Source organism: Flavobacteriales bacterium (assembly GCA_019694795.1).
Taxonomy (GTDB): Bacteria; Bacteroidota; Bacteroidia; order Flavobacteriales_D; family UBA2798; genus UBA2798.
The window spans coordinates 21,464-43,659 of sequence record JAIBBF010000015.1 but is presented as its reverse complement, the minus strand read 5'-3'; the positions used below and the strand labels follow the sequence as shown (position 1 = coordinate 43,659).

The 22,196-nt window shown below is 41.8% G+C and carries 22 protein-coding genes and 1 tRNA gene; 9 read left to right on the top strand and 14 right to left on the bottom strand.

The window, feature by feature from the left end:
* Position 1 precedes the first annotated feature (1 nt).
* Both hemB and yidD read right to left on the bottom strand, forming a co-directional pair.
* Positions 2-982: a porphobilinogen synthase gene (gene hemB, locus K1X56_06900; protein MBX7094428.1), complete on the bottom strand. Its 981-nt coding sequence runs from the start codon at positions 980-982 to the stop codon at positions 2-4.
* Positions 983-998: 16 nt separating this feature from the next.
* Positions 999-1,235, bottom strand: coding sequence for a membrane protein insertion efficiency factor YidD (gene yidD / locus K1X56_06895; GenBank protein ID MBX7094427.1), 237 nt, complete (start codon positions 1,233-1,235; stop codon positions 999-1,001).
* 104 nt (positions 1,236-1,339) lie between these two features.
* Between yidD and K1X56_06890 the strand changes: the two genes are divergently transcribed.
* Entirely contained in the window at positions 1,340-1,771 is a 432-nt protein-coding gene (locus K1X56_06890; protein ID MBX7094426.1) for a DedA family protein, read from the top strand.
* Positions 1,772-1,897: 126 nt separating this feature from the next.
* Positions 1,898-2,614 (top strand): 16S rRNA (uracil(1498)-N(3))-methyltransferase, encoded by a 717-nt coding sequence (locus K1X56_06885; GenBank protein MBX7094425.1) that lies wholly within the window; start codon positions 1,898-1,900, stop codon positions 2,612-2,614.
* Here the strand turns inward: K1X56_06885 and K1X56_06880 are convergent.
* The 7 genes from K1X56_06880 to K1X56_06850 form a co-directional block, all read right to left on the bottom strand.
* A complete protein-coding gene (locus tag K1X56_06880) occupies positions 2,597-5,143 on the bottom strand; it encodes a TonB-dependent receptor (protein ID MBX7094424.1) in 2,547 nt (848 codons plus the stop codon). The two genes, K1X56_06885 and K1X56_06880, sit on opposite strands and share 18 nt — an antisense overlap.
* A 160-nt stretch (positions 5,144-5,303) precedes the next feature.
* Entirely contained in the window at positions 5,304-5,900 is a 597-nt protein-coding gene (locus K1X56_06875; GenBank protein ID MBX7094423.1) for a carboxypeptidase-like regulatory domain-containing protein, read from the bottom strand.
* Between the two features lie 97 nt (positions 5,901-5,997).
* Positions 5,998-6,612, bottom strand: a complete 615-nt coding sequence (locus K1X56_06870; protein ID MBX7094422.1) for an HD domain-containing protein — start codon at positions 6,610-6,612, stop codon at positions 5,998-6,000.
* Positions 6,613-6,656: 44 nt separating this feature from the next.
* Entirely contained in the window at positions 6,657-8,597 is a 1,941-nt protein-coding gene (locus K1X56_06865; GenBank protein ID MBX7094421.1) for a T9SS type A sorting domain-containing protein, read from the bottom strand.
* A 72-nt stretch (positions 8,598-8,669) separates the two neighbouring features.
* Positions 8,670-9,980, bottom strand: a complete 1,311-nt coding sequence (gene nhaD, locus K1X56_06860) for a sodium:proton antiporter NhaD (GenBank protein ID MBX7094420.1) — start codon at positions 9,978-9,980, stop codon at positions 8,670-8,672.
* A gap of 222 nt (positions 9,981-10,202) precedes the next feature.
* The gene (locus K1X56_06855; protein MBX7094419.1) at positions 10,203-11,513 is read right to left on the bottom strand and encodes a hypothetical protein; all 1,311 of its coding nucleotides are present in this window, start codon (positions 11,511-11,513) and stop codon (positions 10,203-10,205) included.
* A gap of 52 nt (positions 11,514-11,565) precedes the next feature.
* Positions 11,566-11,898: a hypothetical protein gene (locus K1X56_06850; GenBank protein MBX7094418.1), complete on the bottom strand. Its 333-nt coding sequence runs from the start codon at positions 11,896-11,898 to the stop codon at positions 11,566-11,568.
* A 170-nt stretch (positions 11,899-12,068) separates the two neighbouring features.
* On the opposite strand from K1X56_06850, the gene K1X56_06845 reads away from it, so the two are divergent.
* From K1X56_06845 to K1X56_06835, 3 genes are read left to right on the top strand one after another with little or no spacing between them, the layout of a single operon-like run.
* Positions 12,069-12,587, top strand: a complete 519-nt coding sequence (locus tag K1X56_06845; GenBank protein ID MBX7094417.1) for a 30S ribosomal protein S16 — start codon at positions 12,069-12,071, stop codon at positions 12,585-12,587.
* 14 nt (positions 12,588-12,601) lie between these two features.
* Entirely contained in the window at positions 12,602-13,159 is a 558-nt protein-coding gene (gene rimM, locus K1X56_06840) for a ribosome maturation factor RimM (protein ID MBX7094416.1), read from the top strand.
* Positions 13,160-13,164: 5 nt separating this feature from the next.
* Positions 13,165-13,878, top strand: a complete 714-nt coding sequence (locus tag K1X56_06835; protein MBX7094415.1) for a methyltransferase — start codon at positions 13,165-13,167, stop codon at positions 13,876-13,878.
* Here the strand turns inward: K1X56_06835 and K1X56_06830 are convergent.
* The gene (locus K1X56_06830) at positions 13,869-14,522 is read right to left on the bottom strand and encodes a YdcF family protein (GenBank protein MBX7094414.1); all 654 of its coding nucleotides are present in this window, start codon (positions 14,520-14,522) and stop codon (positions 13,869-13,871) included. The genes K1X56_06835 and K1X56_06830 overlap by 10 nt on opposite strands.
* Before the next feature lie 76 nt (positions 14,523-14,598).
* The gene (locus tag K1X56_06825) at positions 14,599-14,919 is read right to left on the bottom strand and encodes a hypothetical protein (protein ID MBX7094413.1); all 321 of its coding nucleotides are present in this window, start codon (positions 14,917-14,919) and stop codon (positions 14,599-14,601) included.
* Positions 14,920-14,998: 79 nt separating this feature from the next.
* On the opposite strand from K1X56_06825, the gene K1X56_06820 reads away from it, so the two are divergent.
* A complete protein-coding gene (locus tag K1X56_06820) occupies positions 14,999-16,186 on the top strand; it encodes a patatin-like phospholipase family protein (protein MBX7094412.1) in 1,188 nt (395 codons plus the stop codon).
* A gap of 204 nt (positions 16,187-16,390) precedes the next feature.
* On the opposite strand, the gene K1X56_06815 is transcribed toward K1X56_06820, so the two are convergent.
* Complete coding sequence (locus K1X56_06815; GenBank protein ID MBX7094411.1) at positions 16,391-19,090, bottom strand: T9SS type A sorting domain-containing protein; 2,700 nt, start codon at positions 19,088-19,090, stop codon at positions 16,391-16,393.
* Positions 19,091-19,387: 297 nt separating this feature from the next.
* Positions 19,388-19,460: transfer RNA gene (locus K1X56_06810), tRNA-Lys, on the bottom strand.
* A 154-nt stretch (positions 19,461-19,614) separates the two neighbouring features.
* Between K1X56_06810 and K1X56_06805 the strand changes: the two genes are divergently transcribed.
* A complete protein-coding gene (locus tag K1X56_06805) occupies positions 19,615-20,133 on the top strand; it encodes an AAA family ATPase (GenBank protein ID MBX7094410.1) in 519 nt (172 codons plus the stop codon).
* Entirely contained in the window at positions 20,130-20,543 is a 414-nt protein-coding gene (ruvX, locus tag K1X56_06800; GenBank protein MBX7094409.1) for a Holliday junction resolvase RuvX, read from the top strand. The genes K1X56_06805 and ruvX overlap by 4 nt, the downstream gene beginning before the upstream one ends.
* 1 nt (position 20,544) lies before the next feature.
* Here the strand turns inward: ruvX and K1X56_06795 are convergent, their stop codons facing one another.
* Positions 20,545-21,129, bottom strand: coding sequence for an SET domain-containing protein (locus tag K1X56_06795; protein ID MBX7094408.1), 585 nt, complete (start codon positions 21,127-21,129; stop codon positions 20,545-20,547).
* Between the two features lie 108 nt (positions 21,130-21,237).
* Between K1X56_06795 and K1X56_06790 the strand changes: the two genes are divergently transcribed.
* On the top strand, positions 21,238-22,191 hold the full coding sequence (locus K1X56_06790) for a succinylglutamate desuccinylase/aspartoacylase family protein (GenBank protein MBX7094407.1): 954 nt from the start codon (positions 21,238-21,240) through the stop codon (positions 22,189-22,191).
* Positions 22,192-22,196 lie beyond the last annotated feature (5 nt).

Here is a 22,196-nt window from a genome sequence, read left to right as displayed (position 1 = left end):
CTTATTTCAGTTTTCCGTTGATAAGTAAAGCGTAATCTTTCGCAAAATAAGTGAGAATGGCATCGGCACCGGCGCGACGAATACTCAGTAGGGTTTCGGGCATTGCTTTTTTATAATCGAGCCATCCATTTTTACATGCGGCAGTTAGCATGGCACATTCACCACTTACATGATAGGCAGCAATGGGTAATGTGCTTTGTTCATGAAGAAGATGAATAATGTCCAGATAATTCAACGCAGGTTTTACCATTAAAAAATCAGCGCCTTCGCTTTCATCAAGCATCGCTTCTTTTAAAGCCTCACGTTTATTGGAAGGATCCATTTGGTAGGTCTTTTTATCTCCTTTTTTGGGAGCTGAATCCAGGGCATCGCGGAAGGGACCATAAAAGGCTGAGGCGTATTTTGCGGTGTAGCTCATAATGGAGACTTCAGAAAAACCTTCGTCGTCCAGACTTTCACGAATGTATCCTACGCGACCATCCATCATGTCGCTCGGACCAACCATATCAATGCCGGCTTCTGCTTGTGCTATTGCCATCTTTGCCAGAATCGGAAGCGTTTCGTCATTTACAATGCGATCGTTTTTTACAAGACCATCATGACCATCACTCGAATAGGGATCCATGGCCACATCTGAAATCAATACGCATTCCGGAAAGCGTTTTTTTATTTCTGCAATGGTCTTCAGATAAAAATTCTTTTTGCTGTAACTGTAAGTCGCCGTTTTATCTTTTAAACTATCCTCAACTGCAGGAAAAAGAATAAAAGAATTTAAACCAAGGTTCATGCATGTTTCAATCTCCTTCAGAATTAAATCTCCGGATAACCTGAAATTGCCGGGCAAGGATTTTATCTCAGATTTTTTGTTTTTACCATCCACTAAAAACAACGGATAAATTAAATTATCCAATTCAAGTCTGGTTTCACGTACCATAGAGCGAACCACTTCACTCTTACGATTTCTTCTTGGGCGTATTAACATCGTTTTACCTTGTTTATTAAAATTTCCATTGACCTTTTTTACGCTGAGGAACCGGATCATGACCATGTGTTCCCCAAGGGTGACATTTAGATAGTCGTTTCATCCCAAGCCAAACACCGCGAAAAGCACCCCATTCGCGAATTGCTTCAATGGTGTAACCCGAACAAGTGGGCGTGTGCCGGCAGGTTGGACCCGTCAAAGGCGAAATTGCCATTTGATAAAAACGAACCAATCCAATGAAAATATATTTCATCGTCTAAAATTACCACCTTTTACACAAGTGAGAACGATAACTGCTAAAAATCATCTTTTTCGTGAATAAAAACATAGTTCAACACTATTCCTTATTTTCACCCCGTGGGTGACGAATTAAGCTATATCGGTTTATTTGCAGGTTGTTTTCTTTCGGCAACCATTATTCCCTTTGCATCAGAAGCATTTGTTATTGCTATGTTTCTTGGGGGATTCGATCCCTGGATGGTGGTATTGGTGGCCGGTTTAGGCAATTGGCTGGGGGGTATGACCAATTATGGATTAGGCGTGCTGCTCGATTTTCATCATTTAGAAAAATGGTTTAAACTCAATCCCGCTAAACTGGAAAAATTCAGGAATTGGGTGAATCGATATGGAGTGTGGACCGCTCTGATTTCCTGGTTGCCCGTGCTGGGAGATCCATTAACGCTGGCACTTGGCGTGTTTCGAGTAAATGTCTGGTGGGTTGCTATTTTAAGTTTTACAGGTAAAATTGTCCGCTATATCGTAATGGCCCTCATTTATGTTTACAGTTGATTTATGGAAAAATAAAAAAACTGCATCCAGTAGGAAAGTCACCTGCCGGATGGGGTTTAATTTGCGCAACAAGGGGTCCCTCCGGTGGGTCGACTTCTTATATCGCCCAAATAATTAAATTTGGGAATGCAACTCTATTTTTCCAATCGCAGAAATGATAATATGGTTCTTCTCGACGAAGAAGAATCAGCCCATGCCACCAGAGTGATGCGGTTAAAAGAAGGCGATGAGGTTTTTGTCACCAATGGTGAAGGAGAAATTTTTCAATGTCGTATTGCGCATATCGGAAAAAAAGAAATTGCGGCACAGATTGAAAACGTGAGTAAAGGAAAAGATGAAAAAAACAAACTTCATATTGCCATTGCTCCAACCAAAAACATCGATCGTTTCGAATGGTTTTTAGAAAAATCGGTTGAACTGGGAATAGGAAAAATAACCCCGCTGATTTGCGACCGTTCCGAGCGAAAAGAGGTTAGAACTGACCGACTCAATAAAATTCTTCTGGCGGCCATGAAACAATCCAATCATACGCATTTACCCTTGCTGTGCGAAGCTGTTTCGTTTAAACTATTGATGGCTGAAATTCCGGAACAAGAGCGATGGATTGCACATTGTGCAGAGGGAGAAAAAAATCATCTGTACGATGGATTAAATGTTCAGCAAAACACCTTGGTGATGATAGGTCCGGAAGGAGATTTTTCGGCACGCGAAATTGAGCAGGCATTTCAACATCACTTTAAACCCGTTTCATTGGGAGAATCGCGCTTGCGGACGGAAACGGCAGGGGTGGCTGTGGCTGCTATGTTTGCCTTGAAAAGGGATCTGCTAAAAGCGAACCACTAATTTCAGATTTACACGTCGTGATGTGAGGTAATTCGGAACGGCATACTGGCGACCATTCACATCTTCTACCCATTGATAGGAAATCGTATTGTTGATTCCTAAAAGATTAAAAATCTCGAGCGATAAATACATATCGTCGATTTTGTGTAAAAACGAATTCGGTTTTAAACGATCACGATGCGTGAGGAATTGTTTGGAAAATCCAATATCAACACGACGGTAAGGTGGTGTTCGCAAAATGTCGTTGTAGCGTTCCGGACCGGGCGGACCATAGGGTAGTGGAGAACCGAAAAGAACATTGAGGTGAACTTTGAACGAAGGCCATTTAGGCATTTCATCCTGGAAGAAAATAGAGAAGGTTACCAACTGGTCGGTCGGACGAGGAATGTATCCCGGATTAGTTCTCACGGAGTCTACTGCAATATTGTTGTAGGTATATCCCTGAATAATGGTATCGCCATCACTGTTAAAATAGGTGTAAAAATAATCGTCTTTTAAATCTTCGTAAGTGCGCAGAAAGCTCAATGTTGCCCAGGATTCAACGCCTTTAATAAACTGACCATTTACTTTAAAATCCCAACCCGCTGCATAACCTTTTGCACTATTGGTGGCCAGGTAACGAATGCGCACATTGTCCACTTCATAAGGAATGAGATAATCGAGTTTTTTATAATACATCTCGGTGGTAAACTTGAAAGTTCTGTCCCACAATTCGAAAAATAAATCGCCACCCAAAACAAAATGAATGGAACGTTGTGCACGAATATCATAGTGGATATTACCACTTAAATCGCGTAGTTCACGGTAAAACGGTGGCTGATAATACACGCCCGATTTAAAACGGAATACGGTGTTAATACGCTGTATTTTTCCGTTTTTTACTTTAAACCAGCTGGGCGTATAACTAATGGAACCGCGGGGAGAAACGACCACCTGATTGCTGAAGTCCCAATAATTTCCGCGAACACCAACATTAAAATCCCAAATACTGGTACTGGTAAAAACAGTATCGTTAATGCGGATAGTGTCGGTGATAAATTTCGACCAGCTATCCTGAAAATGGCCCATCAAACGATTGGAACCAAGATTGATTTTTGCTTTTAAAACAGAATTTAAAATGATTTGATCCGAAGGTGTTTGTGGAATGGAAAAACCGGACGAATCAATCATTTCCCATTCGGAAAGAACATCATTAATTTTTTCGGTTTGAGCACGAATTCCCCAATTGATTTCATGCTTATTAATTTTGCTGTTGCCTAAATGATAAAAATTAAAAACAGAAACATTCAACCGGTTGCGGGCATGATCTAAAAAAGTTCCAACGCCTCTCAGAAATTTCTCATCACCAAAATTTTCAGATCCCAAATCACGCTCTAATTCCGATAAACGATATTGACCCTGCACATCGTACGATTCCGATTCATTGCTTCTGAAACCGGAAACAATAAATTTCAATTTCGTTTTATCATTCACCGTGTGCTCACTGGTAAATGCACCGGTCATGGTCTCAAATTGCGTGATCTCCTGTCCGTCGAAATAAATCGTTAAGCGTAAAGCTTCGTTTACCGTTCCGAAATCTGTTTCGCGGGTTTGGGGAACAAATCGATAAAGGTTGTTGGAGTAGTGACCTAAAAATGAAACTTTCCAGTTCTCAAGAATGGTATAACCCAACAGCATTTGTCCATCGGCAAATACCGGTTTGTAATCACCCTTGGTGGGTAAGGAATTTAAAATGTAGGAATTGGAACGATAACGTATACCGGTGAGATAAGTAAACTTATTTTGTTTTCCTTCAAAGTGAACCGTACCTCCCATCAGAGAAGCAGATGCACTTCCTTTTTTTTCAATCGGATCTTTGTATTTAATATCCAGAACCGAAGAAAGTTTGTCGCCATACTTCGCTTCAAATCCACCGCTGGAAAAATAAATATCTTCTACTAAATCCGAATTGATAAAGGATAATCCTTCTTGTTGACCACTCCGTGCGAGAAAGGGACGATAAATTTCAATGTCGTTAACGTAAATAAGATTCTCATCAAAATTTCCGCCGCGTACTGAATATTGAGCACTCATTTCATTGTTAGAAGAAACGCCCAGACCGGCAGATTTAATCATGTCCTCCACATTTCCGTTAATGGAAGCCATTGCTTTATAATCAATATGCGGAAGTTTTTCAATCGGTTCACGAACACGATCGCCAACCACGTTCACATCGATCAGCGTAATAAACATCAATTTTACATCGATGCGTTTTACCTCTCCGGGTTTTAGTTTGAGGTTGACCGTTTTTCGCTCATAGCCCGAATAGGAAAAATGAACCACCAGATTCTCATTGGCAGGAAGTTCAATTTCATATTCGCCGTTTTCATTGGTAACTGTCCCCTTGGCAAGAGGCGTGATGTAAATATTTACATCTTTAAGAATCGTTCCCAATTCATCGCGAATCGTTCCCTTTAGGGTAGCCGTTTGTCCCCAGCTCGAAACGGAGCTGCAGCAGAGCAACAAACTAATCAGGACAATTCTGAACATGGAGGCCAAAAGTAGTGAAAACACATAAAAAACGCAGAATAAACCACATATTGTGTAATAACTGCAGCTTCATTGGAGGAAAACGGGAAAATCGGTCTTTAAAACACGGTGAAATACCATTTCTCAATTGAAAAGGAGAAATCCGGACCAATAATGAGATTTATTTCTGTTTAAAATCGCCGTTTTTCCATGCTTGCACAAACTTGTACCAGGCAATCGGATTCAGGAGATTATTCGGAGGAACTTGTCCCGCATAATACAAGCGATAACGCTCTTTTTGCAGGGTCTGGTAATAGGCCATTTGTGCGTCATTCCCCATTTCAAGTGCGGCTTCCCGAACACGGGCATCTTCCATGTTTTTATTGGCGCGGGCCATATAATCGTCGGGAAGTTCCAGGTTCACAAAGGCCTGTGCAAATTGTTCTTTCGAAGGCCAGGGAAAAATATCTACAGATGTAAGGAGAATGGTATCATTCTGCATCATTTGAATCAGCGAATAACGATCCTCCGTTAAGGAATCCGGAATAACAAATTTCGATTTTTTAAAACCAACACAGGAAAAAACAATGGTGTCACCTTTCATCGCTACAAAAGAGAAAAATCCATAATAATCCGAAATGGTTCCTCTACCGGTATGTTTGTCGTAAATATTTACGAAGGGCACGGGACGCAATGAATCGGCAGAAACAATGATTCCTGAAAATTGAACGAGCGGACTATTAATCGAAAATTTTGAAGTGTCCTTTTGTGCTTTCATTTCCAGATTGAAAAAAACAAAAAGGAAAAGGAGAGCTATAAATCGGAAAGATGGTTTCATGTCTAAATGCATTATTCAAAAATAGTCAAAATCCGTGTCAACAACGGCCTTCCCACTCATCGAAAAATCGTGCCATCCAGCTTTCCATGAAAGTATGACGTTCATCAGCTAATCTTTTTCCGGTGGAGGTATTCATTCTATCCCTGAGAAACAATAACTTCTCGTAAAAGTGATTTATTGTATTCCCCTCCGATTTTCGGTACGAATCAAAATCCTGATGCATTTCAGGTTCCCGGTCTGGTTCCCAAAGCGGACGATGCTTGCTCCCGCCATAGGCAAAGGCCCGCGCAATTCCAATGGCACCAATCGCATCCAACCGATCCGCATCCTGCACAATTTGTCCTTCTAAGCTCGACATCGGTGTGGGTACTCCTGCACCTTTATAGCTGATTTCACGAATGATAGCTTTCACCGCTTCACGAATGGAATCCTCAATAGAAAATTGAATCATCAACGCATCAGCATCGCGTTCACCCTTGCCTAAATCATCAGGATGAAATTTATGATCTGCAATATCGTGCAACAAAGCACCAAGTGAAACGATAAATTCATTGGCCTTTTCCTCCTCGCAAATTCTGCGGGCCATAGTCAATACGCGGTAAATATGATGCCAATCGTGACCACTTCCTTCGCCACGAAATTTTTCCTCCATCACCAGTGTGATTTTATCAATGATGGCGGATTCTTCCTTGGTCATCATCGCACTTCCACTTTGCGGATACAATTTCCGGATGGCGTGCAAATACGAACAAGATAGATGCCCGGACTGGTAGAAATCTGAAATTGCTGGGTCGGACCATTCGGTTGATACGATGCAATCATTCGTCCCGATAAATCAAAAACCTCAATGGTAGAAATGGAAATGGTGCTTGAACTAAAGCGGAATAATCCATCGGCAGAAGGATTCGGATAAATAATTAAATCAGGTAAATTATTTTCCTCAACATTTGTAAATCCTTCTTGCAATAATGCTTCTGCAACGAGAATCGGACTCCGGTCTGCACTGTTAAAAAGTGTTTCAAATAAATCAATTTCCGGAGTGGAGTGACTAAACATTTCCTGTACAAATCTGCCGGGAACCGACTCATAATAAACCCTTGCACTTACATTCAATAAACCGGAATAACCATTCAATGGAATGTTATAGTGAAGAATATCACTTCCCGTACCTTGTGTTGCACCATTGCGGTTAAAATCAGAATCAAGCGTTGCATTGCCAACAATTTTACACGTGTCGTAAGCAATATGTGCATCTGTAAATCCTTCCGGAGCAAGGCGATTGTCTTTCGATGCCTGATAACCTCGTTCTAATATGGAAGTTGGATCGCCGTTGATATCGCTCATCACCATTTCATAAATCTGCACTTCATTTTCGTCGCGGATAAAATTATAGTGAGGTTCAAAAACCGGATCTTGTCCAACAAGTTCATTATTGCTTCGAATCCCGGATTTAAATAATGTATCACCCATTTCATCGCGCACTACAAATTCCACATAAGCTCGGCGGGATGGATATCCACTCGGGAATTTATGTCCGGCTTTATTATGGAGCGTCAAACTATAAAATGCAGTATCTGCTGTCCGGTTGCTTAAGGCTAAATTTAAATCCAACGTTTGTTGCTGCAACATGCGTTGTGTACGCAAGATGGAAGAATCCAGTTGAACAGCAGTTGAATAAATATTCAAAAGCGTCCGGTTGTTTTTAAGTAAACGCAACATAAAAATATTGGCACCTACCAATTCATGTTTTCCAAATGGAGAACGGTATAAACCGAAAGGCGGACCGGTCGACAAACGCACCTGATCATTGGTGCGCGGAATGTGACAACCCTGACAGGTTATTCCGGTGGTAGGGAACGTTTCGTTGTTGAAATTGGAGTTCAGCCATTCATGATAGGTAGCCTGCTCAACAAACGATGTCCCTGTTAAATTCCCGCTTAAATCCGTCGCTTGTGTAATGAGCGTATGGCAACCACCACATAAACCAGCGTGATTGATGTGTGGACTGTACACGGGTGTATAACCAATATTTCCTGCCATCGGACCCATCGGATTGGTGAAAGGACCATAGACATTTTTCAGAGTGTCATAATACAACTCTCCCGAAAAACGCTTGCCCATTAAAGTGTCTTTTTGTTGGTGACAAGCACCGCAGGATACACCATCTAATCCAACAGAATCAGCTGCCAGTTCGGTCATGCCATAAGGAGTTCCCAAATGCATGGCATTAAATTTCCCCAATGGTGCGTGACATTTGGTGCAGGTTCCTTCCAATGCAGATTGGTGCGCAGGATTTACATCCACTTCGTGACTAACCTTAGCGCGCCAAAATGGATCACGGGCAGAATTGGCCATCATTGTTCCGGCCCAGGCATCAATTACATTAATATCATTTCCGGCAGCATCAACAGAAGAAGATTGATTAGCATCATAACCATGACAATTATAACAGATCCCTGCTGCAGAAAACAAGGCGTTCGATTGAAATCCGAGCGAGCGAACCTGATGAGCATTTAACACAGGTTTTTTACCGTGAAATGAATTACGTTGAGAAGAACCATTTTCAATGCTCGCCATCATCCATACTGATACACCGAGTGATGCAACAACAAATGGAGTTTTTAAAGAATAAATCATGCCTTAAAGTTAAGGAAGGAATAAAAAAAAAGGTCACTGTTTAAGTGACCTTTTTTCAACGGGTAAGAATGTTTATAAAACGTGCATTAGAATATAAGCTCCTGCGCCACCCAAATAACCTAAAAAGGCAAGTGGGGAAATCTTTTTAAGGTACCATCCAAAACTGATGTGTTCAAGTCCCATAACCGCAACACCTGCAGCAGAACCAATGATCAAACAAGATCCGCCTGTACCGGCGCAATAAGCGAGGAATTCCCAGAAAGAACCACCGGCTGCAAAATCGCCGCTAGGTAAAATTTCATACATACCTTGTGCTGCTGCCACAAGTGGAACGTTGTCAACAATCGCAGAAAGTAAACCAATGGCAATATTGATGGAATAAATGTTTTTGTTTAATGCTGTATCGAGGAAGTTTGCTGTTGTTGCGAGGTGACCCACCACTTGCAATGCACCTACTGCTAATAAGATTCCTAAGAAGAAAAGAACGGATGCAGTATCGATTTTTTGAAGTACTCCAATTACCGAAAGTGATTTGCGTTCTTCACGGTTTTTAGAAGCGTGCATTAATTCAGTTACCACCCAAAGAATTCCGAGAGATAACATCATTCCCATAAATGGTGGAAGGTGAGTAACGGTTTTAAAAATCGGAACAAATAACAAGCCTCCAATTCCCAATACAAATACAAGGTTTTTTTCTTTACTCGTTACAGGATTGGTATAATGACCTTCTTCTTCAACTCGAATCGGACGCTCAATTTTTCCGCCCTTCATAAACAACGAAACGAATAATAAAGGAAGAATAATAGTAAACAAAGAAGGTACAATTAAGTGGATGATCATCGCACCCGTGTCAGGTAACTGACCTTTAATCCATAACATAGTAGTGGTTACGTCACCTATAGGACTCCAGGCTCCACCTGCATTGGCTGCAATAATTACAAAGCCACCAAATAACCAGCGTGTTTCCTGATCTTTAATCAATTTTCTCAATAAAGAAATCATTACAATAGCAGTGGTAAGGTTATCCAACGCTGCTGAAAGGAAAAAAGTAATAAATGAAACAACCCACAATAAAGAAGTTTTGTTGGTAGTTGAAATTCGATCCGTAATTACAGAAAATCCTTCGTGAGCATCCACTAACTCTACAATGGTCATGGCCCCCATCAGGAAGAATAGGATACTGGCAATTTCTGCCACATGGTGGAGAAGGCTTAACTCAACATGGTGAGCATCCTGGTAACCTCCAAATACGTAAAATGTCCAACACAGAACACCAGTCAGCAGGGCAGAGGCTGCCTTGTCAACTTTAATCGGGTGCTCCAGCGCAATTGCGGCGTATCCTACAACGAATACCACAATCATCAAAATAGAGAAAATGTCCATCGGCTTCTTAAGAGTTTTGTTTTCGGGTGGTGAAAATAGTCTTTTTTCACTTTTGCCAATGGCCCGAAACAAAAAAAAGGAACCCGAAGGTTCCTTTAGAAAGTGGAAGTGTTATTTATTTATGGATTTAGTTTGCTGAATATCAGAGAAAGAATGGTCATTATTCCAAAAATCAGCAATAAAAAGAGAAGATAATTCCCTTTTTTTTCGGGAGTGTCATTTTCAGTTTCCATGTGTTTTGTTGTTAGTAGTGGTTTGATGTGTTTCTGTTTCAACGGCCTTTTTATGTGTTGCATGGGGATGCCAGCCCATAATAAAGATCAGGGCCATAAATCCGGCCAGGTAGCCAAGGATCACATGCCAGCCGTGACGTAAATAGGCGCCTACGCTTCTTGCTTCCGGAAATTTCGAGGTGATGGCAACACCTGCTGAACTTCCGAACCATAACATGGATCCGCCAAAACCAACGGCATAGGCCAATACGCCCCAGTCGTAACCACCTTGGTCCAGACAAAGCTTGGTAAGGGGAATGTTGTCGAATACGGAAGAAATAAATCCTAACGACAAGGCTGTTTGCCAGGATGCAGCTGGAAGTTCATCTACCGGAATCAGACTGGCGCAGGTTACTAACGCGGTAAGGAAAATTGTTCCTGGTAATGCATCCTTAATTTCATGCCATGGAGTAGGCACAAGCAAGGCGCCAATTAAAATGGCCACCCAAACACCTACTGCCGGAAAATCCATGAGATAATTGGTAGTAATGGCACCGGCTAAAATGAGAACCACAATCACCAGGCGCATCGGAATAATCTTTGCGTTTGGATCAGCGTCTTTGGTAATGGGTTGGAATTTTTGTTGTTGACGTGAAGCGATAAATCCGAACACTAAAAATGCAACAACCGAAGCGATATAAGCATGAATTACATCAAATGGATTCACCCCGTCGATCCACATAATCGTAGTGGTGGTATCGCCAAGAACCGATCCAGCTCCTCCCGCATTGGAAGCTGCAATGATGGCGGCAATATATCCGATATGAACTTTGCCTCTAAAAACAACCAGAGCAACGGTTCCGCCAATCATGGCTGCAGCAATGTTGTCGAGGAACGATGAAATCAACATAATGATGGCGAGTAATACAAAACCGCCTTTCCAATCGTCGGGTAGAATATTCGGTAGAATCTGGGGTAATCCGGAGTCCTCAAAATGCCGGGCCAGAATTCCAAATCCAAGGAGTAATCCCACCAGGTTTAACAAGGTTTTCCATTCACCTTCGTGATGTTCGTTCCCCAGCATTAATCCGCCCAGACTAAACTCCGGGTCGAAGGCAAATTTTGCAATGAGCAACACGGTTAATCCGCCCAGCGCCACTTGCATGGTGTAATGGTGAAACAGAGCAACACCAACCAGTGTTAAGGCAAAAATGATAAACTCAATACGGATACCGAATAAAGCAGGAACTTCATGGCCGCTTCCTGCAAACACGGCTATTGCCGGCAACAGAAAAAGTGCCGACATGATCAATTTTTTCATGACTAAAATTTGATGTGAATAATTCAATTAGTTATTTATAACCAATTGCACATCAAATCAATAGCGTTCTGTTTTTAAGGAATAAGGGTGGCCCGGTCGGGGGGACTTCCTCAAACGAATCGTGTTCCGGGATGAGGAATTTAAAGGAGGGATTTATGGGGGCAAAATCGATCGCAGAAATAAAACTGCAACCGGGACTTAAGGCCTGAATTTCTTCAGAAAATTGCTCAAACGCATTCTCACGGGTGAATTGTCCGCCTGGGACAATGGTGAACTGGTCCAGCGTAAATCCGGAATCAGATTTTCCGCTTGCCTGCTTTTGGCCCGAAAAGCCGCTCAGCACTGCAATGGCAAACCAGAGGGAAACTGTAAACAGTCGTAACATTTGCGTAAACCTAGTGCATTTATAGGTACACCGATGAAATTTTAAATAATATTTAACGCAGATCACTTTTTTAAAGCGATAATCTTGTTTGTGTCTTGTTTTTATCTATTTTTGCAGCCCAATTCACTTATTAATTAACCGGGTTTAGGACCCTTTTAAAACAATTAACTATGGCAACTAAGATCAGACTTGCCCGTCACGGTAAAAAAGGAAAACCATTTTTCCACATTGTAGTAGCAGATTCACGTTCACCACGTGATGGTCGTTTCATCGAGAAAATCGGTGTTTACAATCCAACTTCAAATCCTGCTACCATCGATCTTAACTTTGATGCAGCATTAGCATGGGTAGAAAAAGGTGCAGAGCCTTCAGAAACTTGCCGCGCTATCCTTTCTTACAAAGGAATCCTTTACAAAAGTCACTTGAACAAAGGGGTTAAAAAAGGAGCTTTAACACAAGCACAAGCGGATGCTAAATTTGAAAAATGGCTGAGCGAAAAAGAAGGTAAAATTCAATCTAAACGCAATAACCTTGAGTCAGCGAAAAAAGCAGACGTTAAAGCGCGCTTAGAAGCAGAAAGCAAAGTTCGTGCTGCTAAAGAACAAGCTCGTGCAGCTGCAGCAGTTGCGGCTCCTGAGGCTCCTGAAGCTCCGGCAGCAGAAGAATCAGCAGAAAATACTGAAGCTTAATTAAAAGCGGTCCTGTGAAAAAAGAGGACTGTTTTAATGTAGGCTACATCGCCAAATTACACGGATTCAAAGGGGAATTCAACATCTTTCTGGATGTGGATTCCCCTTCTTATTATAATGATCTCGATGAAATTTATGTGGAGATCAATGGCGAATTGAAAATGTATCAGTTCGACCGCTACTCTCCCGGAAACAATGGAAAGGTGGTAGCGAAATTTGAAGGAGTAGAAGGAGAAGCTGAAGCAAAAAAAATGGTGGGTAAATCACTCTGGTTGCCACTCGCATTTTTACCACCACTCAGCGGCAATAAATTTTATTTTCACGAAGTGATCGGCTTTGAGGTAGAGGATAAAACGCTGGGGACAATCGGAGAAATTAAGGATGTATTCGATGGTGCTGCACAAGTATTATTGCAGGTACTGCGCGATAAAAAGGAAATTCTGATTCCGGTTACAGATCAGATCATCACATTGGTGGACCGCCAGCAGAAAAAGGTTTTTGTGGATGTACCCGAAGGATTGGTAGAGATGTACCTCGATCCGAACATCAATTCCGGCGATAAAGATATTTAAAGCGAATGGCCGAAAATAAATATCATCGTCCCTTTCAATTCAAACAATTTTCTATTTCACAATCCAATGCTGCCATGAAGGTGGGAACCGATGGCGTATTATTGGGTGCTTTGGCAGATGCAAATCAACCGACTTCTATTCTTGATATAGGAACGGGAACAGGATTAATCGCTATGATGCTTGCACAACGATTTCTGCATGCACAGATAAATGCAATTGAACCGGATACAGATGCGTGTACGGATGCGGTATTGAATTTTAATCAGACACTTTTTCAAAACAGAATTAAATTGCAAGAAGTGAGTTTGCAAGACTACCACCCTGCGCAGCAATTTGATCTTATTGTTTGCAATCCGCCATATTATAAAAACGCACTTTCATCCGGCAATCGTCAACGCGATGCAGCCCGGCATAACCAGTTTCTTCCTTTCGAACATTTGTTTGCTTCAGCTTTTACTTTGCTTAGCAACACGGGAAAATTTTATGTTATTGTTCCGGCAGAAAGTGAAAATCATTTGCAGGATCTTGCAACAAAAAATCAATTGTACGCCGATCAATTCATTCGTATTTCTTCTTTTTCCGATACAAGTCCTGTGAGATTGGTTGCTGCTTTCAAAAAAGAAAAAACGGAAGTACTTATTCAACATGAATTTATTTACACCGAAGCCAATCAGCGTTCCGAATGGTATTCGCGCATAACCGGGGAATTTTATCTTTGATGCCTTAGCACGATAAATTCCTTTTTTCCGAGGTATTTGGGTTGAGTCCCGAACCAATTATCTAACACAGCATTTAACCGTGCAAAATATTCGCGCAGGAGCGATTTGGGACCACGATAAACTTCTTTGGCGTTAAACGCAATGCAATCCAAAGCATTACATTCCGCAATATACAATGCTCGTTCATTGTGGAATTGTTGCGAAATAATGGTGAATTTCGAACAACCGAAAATTTCCTTCATGCGAATCATCGAGTCGAAGGTTCTCAATCCGGCATAATCACAGGTGATGGCATCCGAAGGAACTCCTTTTTCCATCAACATGCGTTTCATATCCTCCGGCTCATTATAAACATCAGAAGAGTTATCGCCACTTACCACAAGGTGCTTTACTTTGCCTTCATGATACAACTCCGCAGCAGCTTCAATTCTTCGTTTAAAATAGGGATTCAAATAGCGACCAAGATATTTCGAGGTTCCGAGGACCAGTCCGAAATCATTGGCAGGAATTTCATGCACATCAGCGTATATTTTTCCCTGCGAAGAGGAGATGATTCGCTGATTGGCATAAAAAAGTAAAATCAGCAAAATCAAAGCAAATCCAAGGCAAGCCCCAATAATGCGTTTCAACCAGATTTTTTTCATACAACAACAATACATAATTGGCCTATCACCCGGTGGGCTGAACCATTATGTGTTGCACTTGAATGATTGTTTGAAATCAGTCCTCCGAAATCTGTTGCAGCGCTTCCCTTAATTCACTCAACGCTTTTTGATCGCCGGCCGCTTTCGCAATTTCCAAGCCTTCTGCATAAACGGATTGTGCACGCTGTGGAGATAAATGTTGCTCATGCAATTTACCAAGCTGATAATAACAAGCCAGGTAATGGGGATGCTCAATTCTTAATTCTTCCAGAAGTTGAATCGCTTTTTCAATGTCGCCCGACTTTTTATATTCCAGTGCAGCGGCATATTTTAAAAAGGAATCACCCGGATTATTTTCCAGCATGTCCTTAATTAATTTGAAGCGTTGCGAATTCATAGTTTGCTATTAAAAGAATGCATGGATAAATATAAACACGATATCCGGAAAATGATTAGTTTCATATAAACTTCATACCATGAGTACAGAACGTCAACAAGCATTTGAACGACTGAATATTCCGGAAGGAAATCGGGTTATCCTTTGCCTCGATGGAGGAGGAATACGGGGAATTATGACGCTCCAGCTTCTGAAAAAAATGGAAGAATTGGCAGGAATTCCCTTGTATAAATTAGTGGATATGGTGGCGGGGACATCCACCGGAGGAATAATTGCAGGACTCATTGCAAAAGGATTTACGGCAACCGAAATCGAAGAAAAATACGTGGAGCTGGTCACCGAAGTATTCCTGAAAAAGGGAATGCTGGCCAACCGCTTTTTAAATCCGCCGCTTTATTCCAAAGCCAATTACCGGAAGCGATTAAAAGAAATTTTAGGTAATGTAAGTTTAGAAAATGTATGCGAAGAAACAGAAACCGACTTGCTGATTACTTCTAAAGATTTAGCCGCGAGCGAAGAAACGTTTTTCGCTTGTTTCAGAAATGGAGAAGAATACCATGGCATGTACAAATCTGTTTTACTCCGAGCCGTACTTGAAGCAACCATGTCGGCACCCACCTATTTTACCCCATTAGAACGATTTGTGGATGGGGGGACAACTACCTACAATAATCCATCACTGGCTGCCATTATGGAGGCAGTGAGATATAGTGGAAGAGGAAAATATTTTTCCGATAAATTAACCGTGTTCAGTCTCGGAACAGGAACATCCGTAAAATTTGTGAAGCCAGAAGAAACCATTAATCCGAAAGGACTCGATGTCGCGTTTTGGTTAAACTACGTAATGGAAGAAGCCAGCGCAGATGCATCCGATATGCAACTCGATTTAATCCGGAGTGGATTAATGAACGGACTCGACTACCGGCGTTTTCAGCTATCGCTCGATCAGTCCTCCTTACGTAAAATGCCTAACCGGAAAATTAAGAAGGTAGCAGGAATAAAAGCAGAATGGTTATGGGATATCAGCAATGAAGAATTGGATGGAATAGGATTGGATGAGGTGGCCAAATTTGATTTGATGAAAGACATCGGCGAGGCCATGGTCGATTTTATTTGTCCCGAATACCATCCCGAAAAAGGAAACTGGTTTAAAAAAGATTTGGTCAATGAAAAGGGACGAGATGAATTGGTTTCTGCATTTGGCGATATGGAACGCATCAAAGCCCAGATGAGTGATCCGGATTGGCTGGATCATTTCGAATTATAATCAACTAAGAATTTAGTTAGAAAAATATTTTCGGTTATATAGTCATTTTTAAACCATCTCCGGAGGCAAATTCTTCGAAAATTGGGCTGCGGTGGGAATGAATTCACCGGCCGGAGATGGAAAGATGTAAAAACAGAACCGATTCAAAAACCCGCAATAATCATGGGCGGCGATAGAAAGGAATCTCTGATTCGGTCTGTTTTATTATTCGATAATTAATTTTTTAGCGGCACCATTTCCACCGAAGCGTACAAAGTAAACCCCGGGTGTAAGATCTTCGGTAGAAATAGAACTGCTGTTTTGAATGGATTTTACTAATTGACCACTCATCGAGAAGATTTCGATGGATCCGCTGTAGCTTCCTTTAATTTGAACCACACTTCCGCTGATAGCAGGATTTGGATACACGGTGATATCATTTTCACTTGGATCAAAATAAACAGCTTTCACTTGAGAAACGGTACTGTGACCATCATAATCCACCTGGCGCAGACGATAGTACGACCATCCTGTAAGAGGAGAATTGTCATCCATGGCATAATGTAGTGTGTGATTGCTGTTACCCGCGCCATCATGTTCCAGAATACGTTCAAACGAAATACCATCTTCCGAACGCTCAATTAAAAAGAAATCATTGTTTTCTTCAGAAGCAGTTACCCACTCAATGGAAACATGATCGGTTACGGGACGAGCATCGAATGAAGCAAGGTGAATGGCAAGTGGAGTTGCATTAACATTTCGATGAATCACAAAGGTTGAAAAGCCAGTCACGGTAATGGTAATTTCATTTACACCGGCATATGGCGTATTCGCTGTAATCTGCGAAGGAGCAACGTAAACAGATGCACCGCTTAAACCAGGACCTGCAAATTTGGTAACACCTAATTGAGAAATGGAATTCAACGAAGGATCCGCAGCTTGCAAGGCAGCAAATTCAGCATTGGTGAAATAAAGTTTTACCTGGGCAGGACCATTCGATGTTGGAGTAATGGTAATTACACGTTGCAGGTAAGGCATTCCGTTAAAGGATTGAACGCTGGTATTAATCAATACATCAGCCATGGTATTACCCAATGCATTTCCACCGCTGGCATCGTAAACCGAAGCCACAAGTTCATTGGCAGGATTCGGCATTAAAACCCAGTTATTCGCATCGGCAATATAACAACCGGTTGAACTGCAATTCGTGCTGGCAATAGAAGAGGGGAGTGGATTTACGGCAATCACTGCAGCAGATCTTGAACTCAAACATCCGCCTACATTTTCTTCCGCATAAATAGTCGTGGTTGAGGTTAAGCTTCCGCTGGTATAACTTGTTCCTGTTCCCAATAAAGTTCCTCCTGAACTCGCGTTATACCACGAAACAGTGCTGCTGCTCGATACAGGACCTGTAGCACCATAACAAATGCTTGAACCCGTCACCATAGGTGCAGAAGGAATTGCATTGGGAGATACGCTGACACTCGCACAACCGCTGCTTAATACGCTTCCTGCATTGTTGCGGGCATAATAGGTGGTTGCACCAGTGATTACAGTGGAAAAGGGATTTCCGCTACCGATGTAGGTGCCACCGCATGATCCGGTGTACCAGTCAACAGTTCCTACCTGACCCGTAACACTAAGTGAAATGGAACCATTCGTACAGGCAGGAGATGATACTGCTGCTGAAAGTGGATCCGGAGTTGAACAACTCAAAGTCAAATCGAAATTCGAATCCGAAGAATATCCATGAACCAAAATGTAATAAGCAGTTCCTGCTACGGTAGAAAAAGAATAGGAGGCAGAAAGTCCAGTGCAGGCAGGACCATTATCATCTATTCCTCCAATGCAGGTTAATGCACCGCATGATCCCGAAAAAACAGAAATTTTACTGTCCCACGAAGTACCGCATAAACTGGCAAGAACATCCTGACCGGTTCCTGTAACCACATACCATACGCCTGCTTGAGTAATCGAGGTGCCGCATGTTCCGCCATTCAACGTGGTTTCACCAGTAGAAGTGGCACCAATGGTAGTTCCGCTTAAGGTTTGGCCACAGGTGATGGGTGTTGCAGAAGAGCAGATATCATTGCTAACGGCAGCAGCAGGACAACCAATCGAAAAGGTAGCAGAATAAGATCCACTTCCTTCCGGATCGAGTAAAAAATAATAAGTAACACCCGCAGTAAGTGAAATAGAAGTACCGCCATAGTAAGTCCCGGTAGAAACAATATCCTGAATACAATTCCACCCCGTTGCATTGCAACCCGATGAAGCATCTTTCCAGAAAAAGTCAATATATCCACCGGAAATGGCGGTTACATTAATGGAATAATTACCACTGGCAGATGGTGTAAATGAAAAAAGTTTTTCCTGACCGGGAGTAGAATATCCGCAAGAAGAGGGCGACCATCCGGCACCGGTTCCCGACATCGAAGCTGTTACGCTGGTACCGCATGTGGGAATAGAAGTGATGGAAGCGCAAGGATCATACGGAGCAACGCATGAAGCAATATAATAATTCAGTCTTGTGGCCGAATTCAGGTTCGCACAAGAGCTTTTTGTCAATAAAACTGAATAGGTCCCGGAGCTGGAGCAGGTCCAGGTAATGGCCGACTGAAGACCACAATTATCATCGCCGCTTGCAAGTAATGTTGTACCCAATCCGGAGTACAAACGCAAATAGGTATCTGCAGTGGAATACCCACAAGTTTCGAAATAATAGGTACACCCTGCAGTAGCCGTAAAGCTAAATGCACGTTTACCTGAATTGTACGACGCACTTTGTTGCGCAGTAGTGGTCGGAGTAATAGCAACCGTAGAAGAAGGAGTAGAGCAATAAGCTCCATAAGAGATATTGGAAAATCCAATCAACAACACCATTGTGTTAAGAAGGATTAAACGGAAAGATTGAATTGCGCCCATGATACATTGTTTTGTATCCAAAGAGCATGAATGTTGCCACGCTTGTTAATGTGTTGATTTGTAGTTGTTAATAAAGAGTGCTGCCAAAAAATATTTCCCATCTTGGGATAAGAACAAACGAAATTGGGAAGTAGAAAATAAAATAAGCAGTCAGGCTAATTACAAAATCACCTTCACCCTTCGGGTGATGGCAAATGCAAATGCAGAAGGATGGGGAATTCAAGGAAATAAAATGGAGGGATGGAAAGTTGAATGCAAAAAAAAACCGTGAAGAGATTGAATCTGCTTCACGGTTTGTGATCCCGCTGGGGCTCGAACCCAGGACCCCAACATTAAAAGTGTTGTGCTCTACCAGCTGAGCTACGGAATCGTTGGTTTTATTGGCTTTTTGAGAAGTTTTTCCCTGAAAGCGGGTGCAAATATAAAAGGGATATTCTTTTTTGCAAAATAAAAACTTAAAATTGGGGAAAAACTATTAACAATTGTTGAATAGACAGGTTCAATTAATCGACATTCGCTTTAAAATGCAAATATTTCTTTGGGGATTTATGGGAGTAGGTAAAACCAGTGTAGGAAAAAAACTGGCGCAACACCTGAATGTCGATTTCATCGATCTCGATCAGAAAATTGAAATGGAAGAAGGTCAAACCATCGCACAGATTTTTTCTGCCAAAGGAGAAGCCTATTTCAGAGAAGTGGAACATCAAAACTTAATACAAATCATTCATTCCAATGAAGCAGGAGTAATTTCGGTTGGGGGAGGTACACCTTGTTTTGCCGATAATGCATTACGAATGAATGCGGCGGGCTTAACCATTTATTTTTCTTCCACAGCAAAAGAGCTTACACAACGTTTACTTCCACGCAAGGTTCACCGGCCATTGCTTAAAAATATTCCCGACGAAGATTTATTGCCCTTCGTAACACAGAAATTAAATGAACGAATGCCCTATTATCTATTGGCAAAAGAAAAAGTGAATGCCGATCAGTCCAAATCGGAATTACTCCATGAATTAATTGAAATCATTAAAAGCAAAAAATGAGTGTAGCACTGGGAATAGATTATGGATCAAAGCGGGTGGGATTAGCCATTACCGATTCATTGGGAATGATTGCCAGTCCGCTTAAAGTCATTCACTCCTCCGAAATAACAGATTGGCTGAAAAAAAATATTCCTCAACTTAAAATTAAGACACTGGTAGTTGGCGAACCAAAGCGGTTAAACGGAACAGAAACCGATGCCAGTAAAATGATCAATGAATTTTGCGTGCATTTAAAACGGACCTTTCCCGAATTAGAACTCGTTCGGGTCGATGAACGTTTTACTTCCTCGATGGCAGCCCAGGCTATGGCTTTGGGTGGAGCTTCGAAAAAAAAGAAAGAAGATAAATCAACCCTCGATGCCGTTTCTGCAGCTATCATTTTGCAATCATGGCTCGATGCAAAACGATAACTTATTTCTTTTTTAAGGTTAACACCGATACATAGCCTTCGCCTTTCTGTAGAAAAAGATCCAGGTTTTTTTTGGTGATTTCTTCCATATATACCTCCAGCGGTTGCGGTACCAGATTAAAAACCTTCAACGCATCTTTAATTTGTTCGTCCCATTTTCCGGCGTACACATCAATATCACCCGGTGATAATTTCCCTCTACAACCGGGTTTACTGCAGCTTAATTTCATTTCCCAGCCCGAGTTGAATAATCCGTATTCGTCAGTAATTTCTTCGCCCGCTTCAATATCGCGAAGGGCAATTTCAAATCCGTATCCGGTGCTAATGGTGTTGCACGCACAACAGTGATTTACAAAACGACCAATATCCCAACTGAAAACTAAATTTCCATTGGGTTCTTCATACGAATACTTTTCAATGAGTGGAGCATACCTCGGATCTTTCCGTAATGGATCATCAGGCAGAATTACGATCTCCATTAAATCTTTAATATAAACAATGCTGCCTTTGGGAATAAAAGCAGAAGCGAAAACTCCATGTCCAATTTCAGGACTTATAAATCGGAGTTCAGTGTCCGGATGCATCATGGTGCGGGAGAATTGCAACCAATGTAAATCATTTTAAGATATCCTTCTCAGGCCGCAAAAAAAATAATTGAGTGAAGCGTCCATTCATTATTTTAGTAAAAAAAAACTATGCCGGAACTAATCACCATCGGTAAAGAATCAGTAGCCCTGGGTCAGCATAAAATCATCAATTACGATATCGCCCGCCTCCCATCCGGGATGATGATTAACATGCCCATTTTCGTTTACAGAAGTAAGACCGACGGACCCGTGCTCCTCTTGTCGGGAGGATTACATGGTGATGAAGTGAATGGGATTGAAATCATCCGCCGTATGATTTCCGAAAACAGGTTCAACAACCTCATTTGCGGAACAGTAATAGCTATTCCGGTTTTAAATGTATTTGGATTTTTAAATTACTCACGTGAGGTGCCCGATGGAAAAGATGTCAACAGAAGTTTTCCCGGAGACGCTAATGGATCACTGGCAAGTAGGGTAGCCTGGCACATCACCAAAAATATACTTCCCATTATCGATTATGGGGTCGATTTTCACACCGGTGGAGCCCAGCGAACCAACTATCCACAAATGCGCTATTCGGTGGTCGATAAAAACTCAGAACTGATTGCAAAGGCATTTGCAGCACCATTTACATTGAATTCTTCCCTGATTGCAAAATCCATTCGTCACCAGGCCTCCAAAATGGGTAAACCGGTGATTGTATTCGAAGGAGGAGAGTCCATGCGTTTCGACGAAAACTCCATTTCAGAGGCGATCGATGGGACCAAGCGTTTGCTTTGCTATTTGGGAATGATCAATGAAAAATATGAAGAGCGAACTTCCAAATTATTGTTGGATAGCTCCTGGCTTCGTGCTACACGTGCAGGCATGTTTAAATCATTCGTAGAATGCGGAGATCCTGTCATGAAAAATCAACCCGTTGGCGTAATCAATGATCCCTTCGGACACTACGAAGTAAAAATCATTTCAAAATATGAAGGGTATGTCATTGGAATGAATAATAATCCGGTCGTGCACCAGGGTGATGCCGTGTTTCATATCGGACTGGAAACGGGGAAATAAATGGA

Excerpts from the sequence above, each read along its gene's own strand:
- nhaD (MBX7094420.1), bottom strand. The coding sequence starts at position 9,980 with ATGGACATTTTCTCTATTTTGATGATTGTGGTATTCGTTGTAGGATAC.
- K1X56_06870 (MBX7094422.1), bottom strand. The coding sequence starts at position 6,612 with ATGGAGGAAAAATTTCGTGGCGAAGGAAGTGGTCACGATTGGCATCAT.
- K1X56_06825 (MBX7094413.1), bottom strand. The coding sequence starts at position 14,919 with ATGAATTCGCAACGCTTCAAATTAATTAAGGACATGCTGGAAAATAAT.
- K1X56_06865 (MBX7094421.1), bottom strand. The coding sequence starts at position 8,597 with ATGATTTATTCTTTAAAAACTCCATTTGTTGTTGCATCACTCGGTGTA.
- K1X56_06830 (MBX7094414.1), bottom strand. The coding sequence starts at position 14,522 with ATGAAAAAAATCTGGTTGAAACGCATTATTGGGGCTTGCCTTGGATTT.
- K1X56_06850 (MBX7094418.1), bottom strand. The coding sequence starts at position 11,898 with ATGTTACGACTGTTTACAGTTTCCCTCTGGTTTGCCATTGCAGTGCTG.
- K1X56_06805 (MBX7094410.1), top strand. The coding sequence starts at position 19,615 with ATGCAAATATTTCTTTGGGGATTTATGGGAGTAGGTAAAACCAGTGTA.
- K1X56_06845 (MBX7094417.1), top strand. The coding sequence starts at position 12,069 with ATGGCAACTAAGATCAGACTTGCCCGTCACGGTAAAAAAGGAAAACCA.
- K1X56_06790 (MBX7094407.1), top strand. The coding sequence starts at position 21,238 with ATGCCGGAACTAATCACCATCGGTAAAGAATCAGTAGCCCTGGGTCAG.
- K1X56_06875 (MBX7094423.1), bottom strand. The coding sequence starts at position 5,900 with ATGAAAGCACAAAAGGACACTTCAAAATTTTCGATTAATAGTCCGCTC.
- yidD (MBX7094427.1), bottom strand. The coding sequence starts at position 1,235 with ATGAAATATATTTTCATTGGATTGGTTCGTTTTTATCAAATGGCAATT.
- ruvX (MBX7094409.1), top strand. The coding sequence starts at position 20,130 with ATGAGTGTAGCACTGGGAATAGATTATGGATCAAAGCGGGTGGGATTA.
- K1X56_06880 (MBX7094424.1), bottom strand. The coding sequence starts at position 5,143 with ATGTTCAGAATTGTCCTGATTAGTTTGTTGCTCTGCTGCAGCTCCGTT.
- K1X56_06885 (MBX7094425.1), top strand. The coding sequence starts at position 1,898 with ATGCAACTCTATTTTTCCAATCGCAGAAATGATAATATGGTTCTTCTC.
- K1X56_06820 (MBX7094412.1), top strand. The coding sequence starts at position 14,999 with ATGAGTACAGAACGTCAACAAGCATTTGAACGACTGAATATTCCGGAA.
- K1X56_06855 (MBX7094419.1), bottom strand. The coding sequence starts at position 11,513 with ATGAAAAAATTGATCATGTCGGCACTTTTTCTGTTGCCGGCAATAGCC.
- hemB (MBX7094428.1), bottom strand. The coding sequence starts at position 982 with ATGTTAATACGCCCAAGAAGAAATCGTAAGAGTGAAGTGGTTCGCTCT.
- K1X56_06795 (MBX7094408.1), bottom strand. The coding sequence starts at position 21,129 with ATGATGCATCCGGACACTGAACTCCGATTTATAAGTCCTGAAATTGGA.
- K1X56_06835 (MBX7094415.1), top strand. The coding sequence starts at position 13,165 with ATGGCCGAAAATAAATATCATCGTCCCTTTCAATTCAAACAATTTTCT.
- K1X56_06815 (MBX7094411.1), bottom strand. The coding sequence starts at position 19,090 with ATGGGCGCAATTCAATCTTTCCGTTTAATCCTTCTTAACACAATGGTG.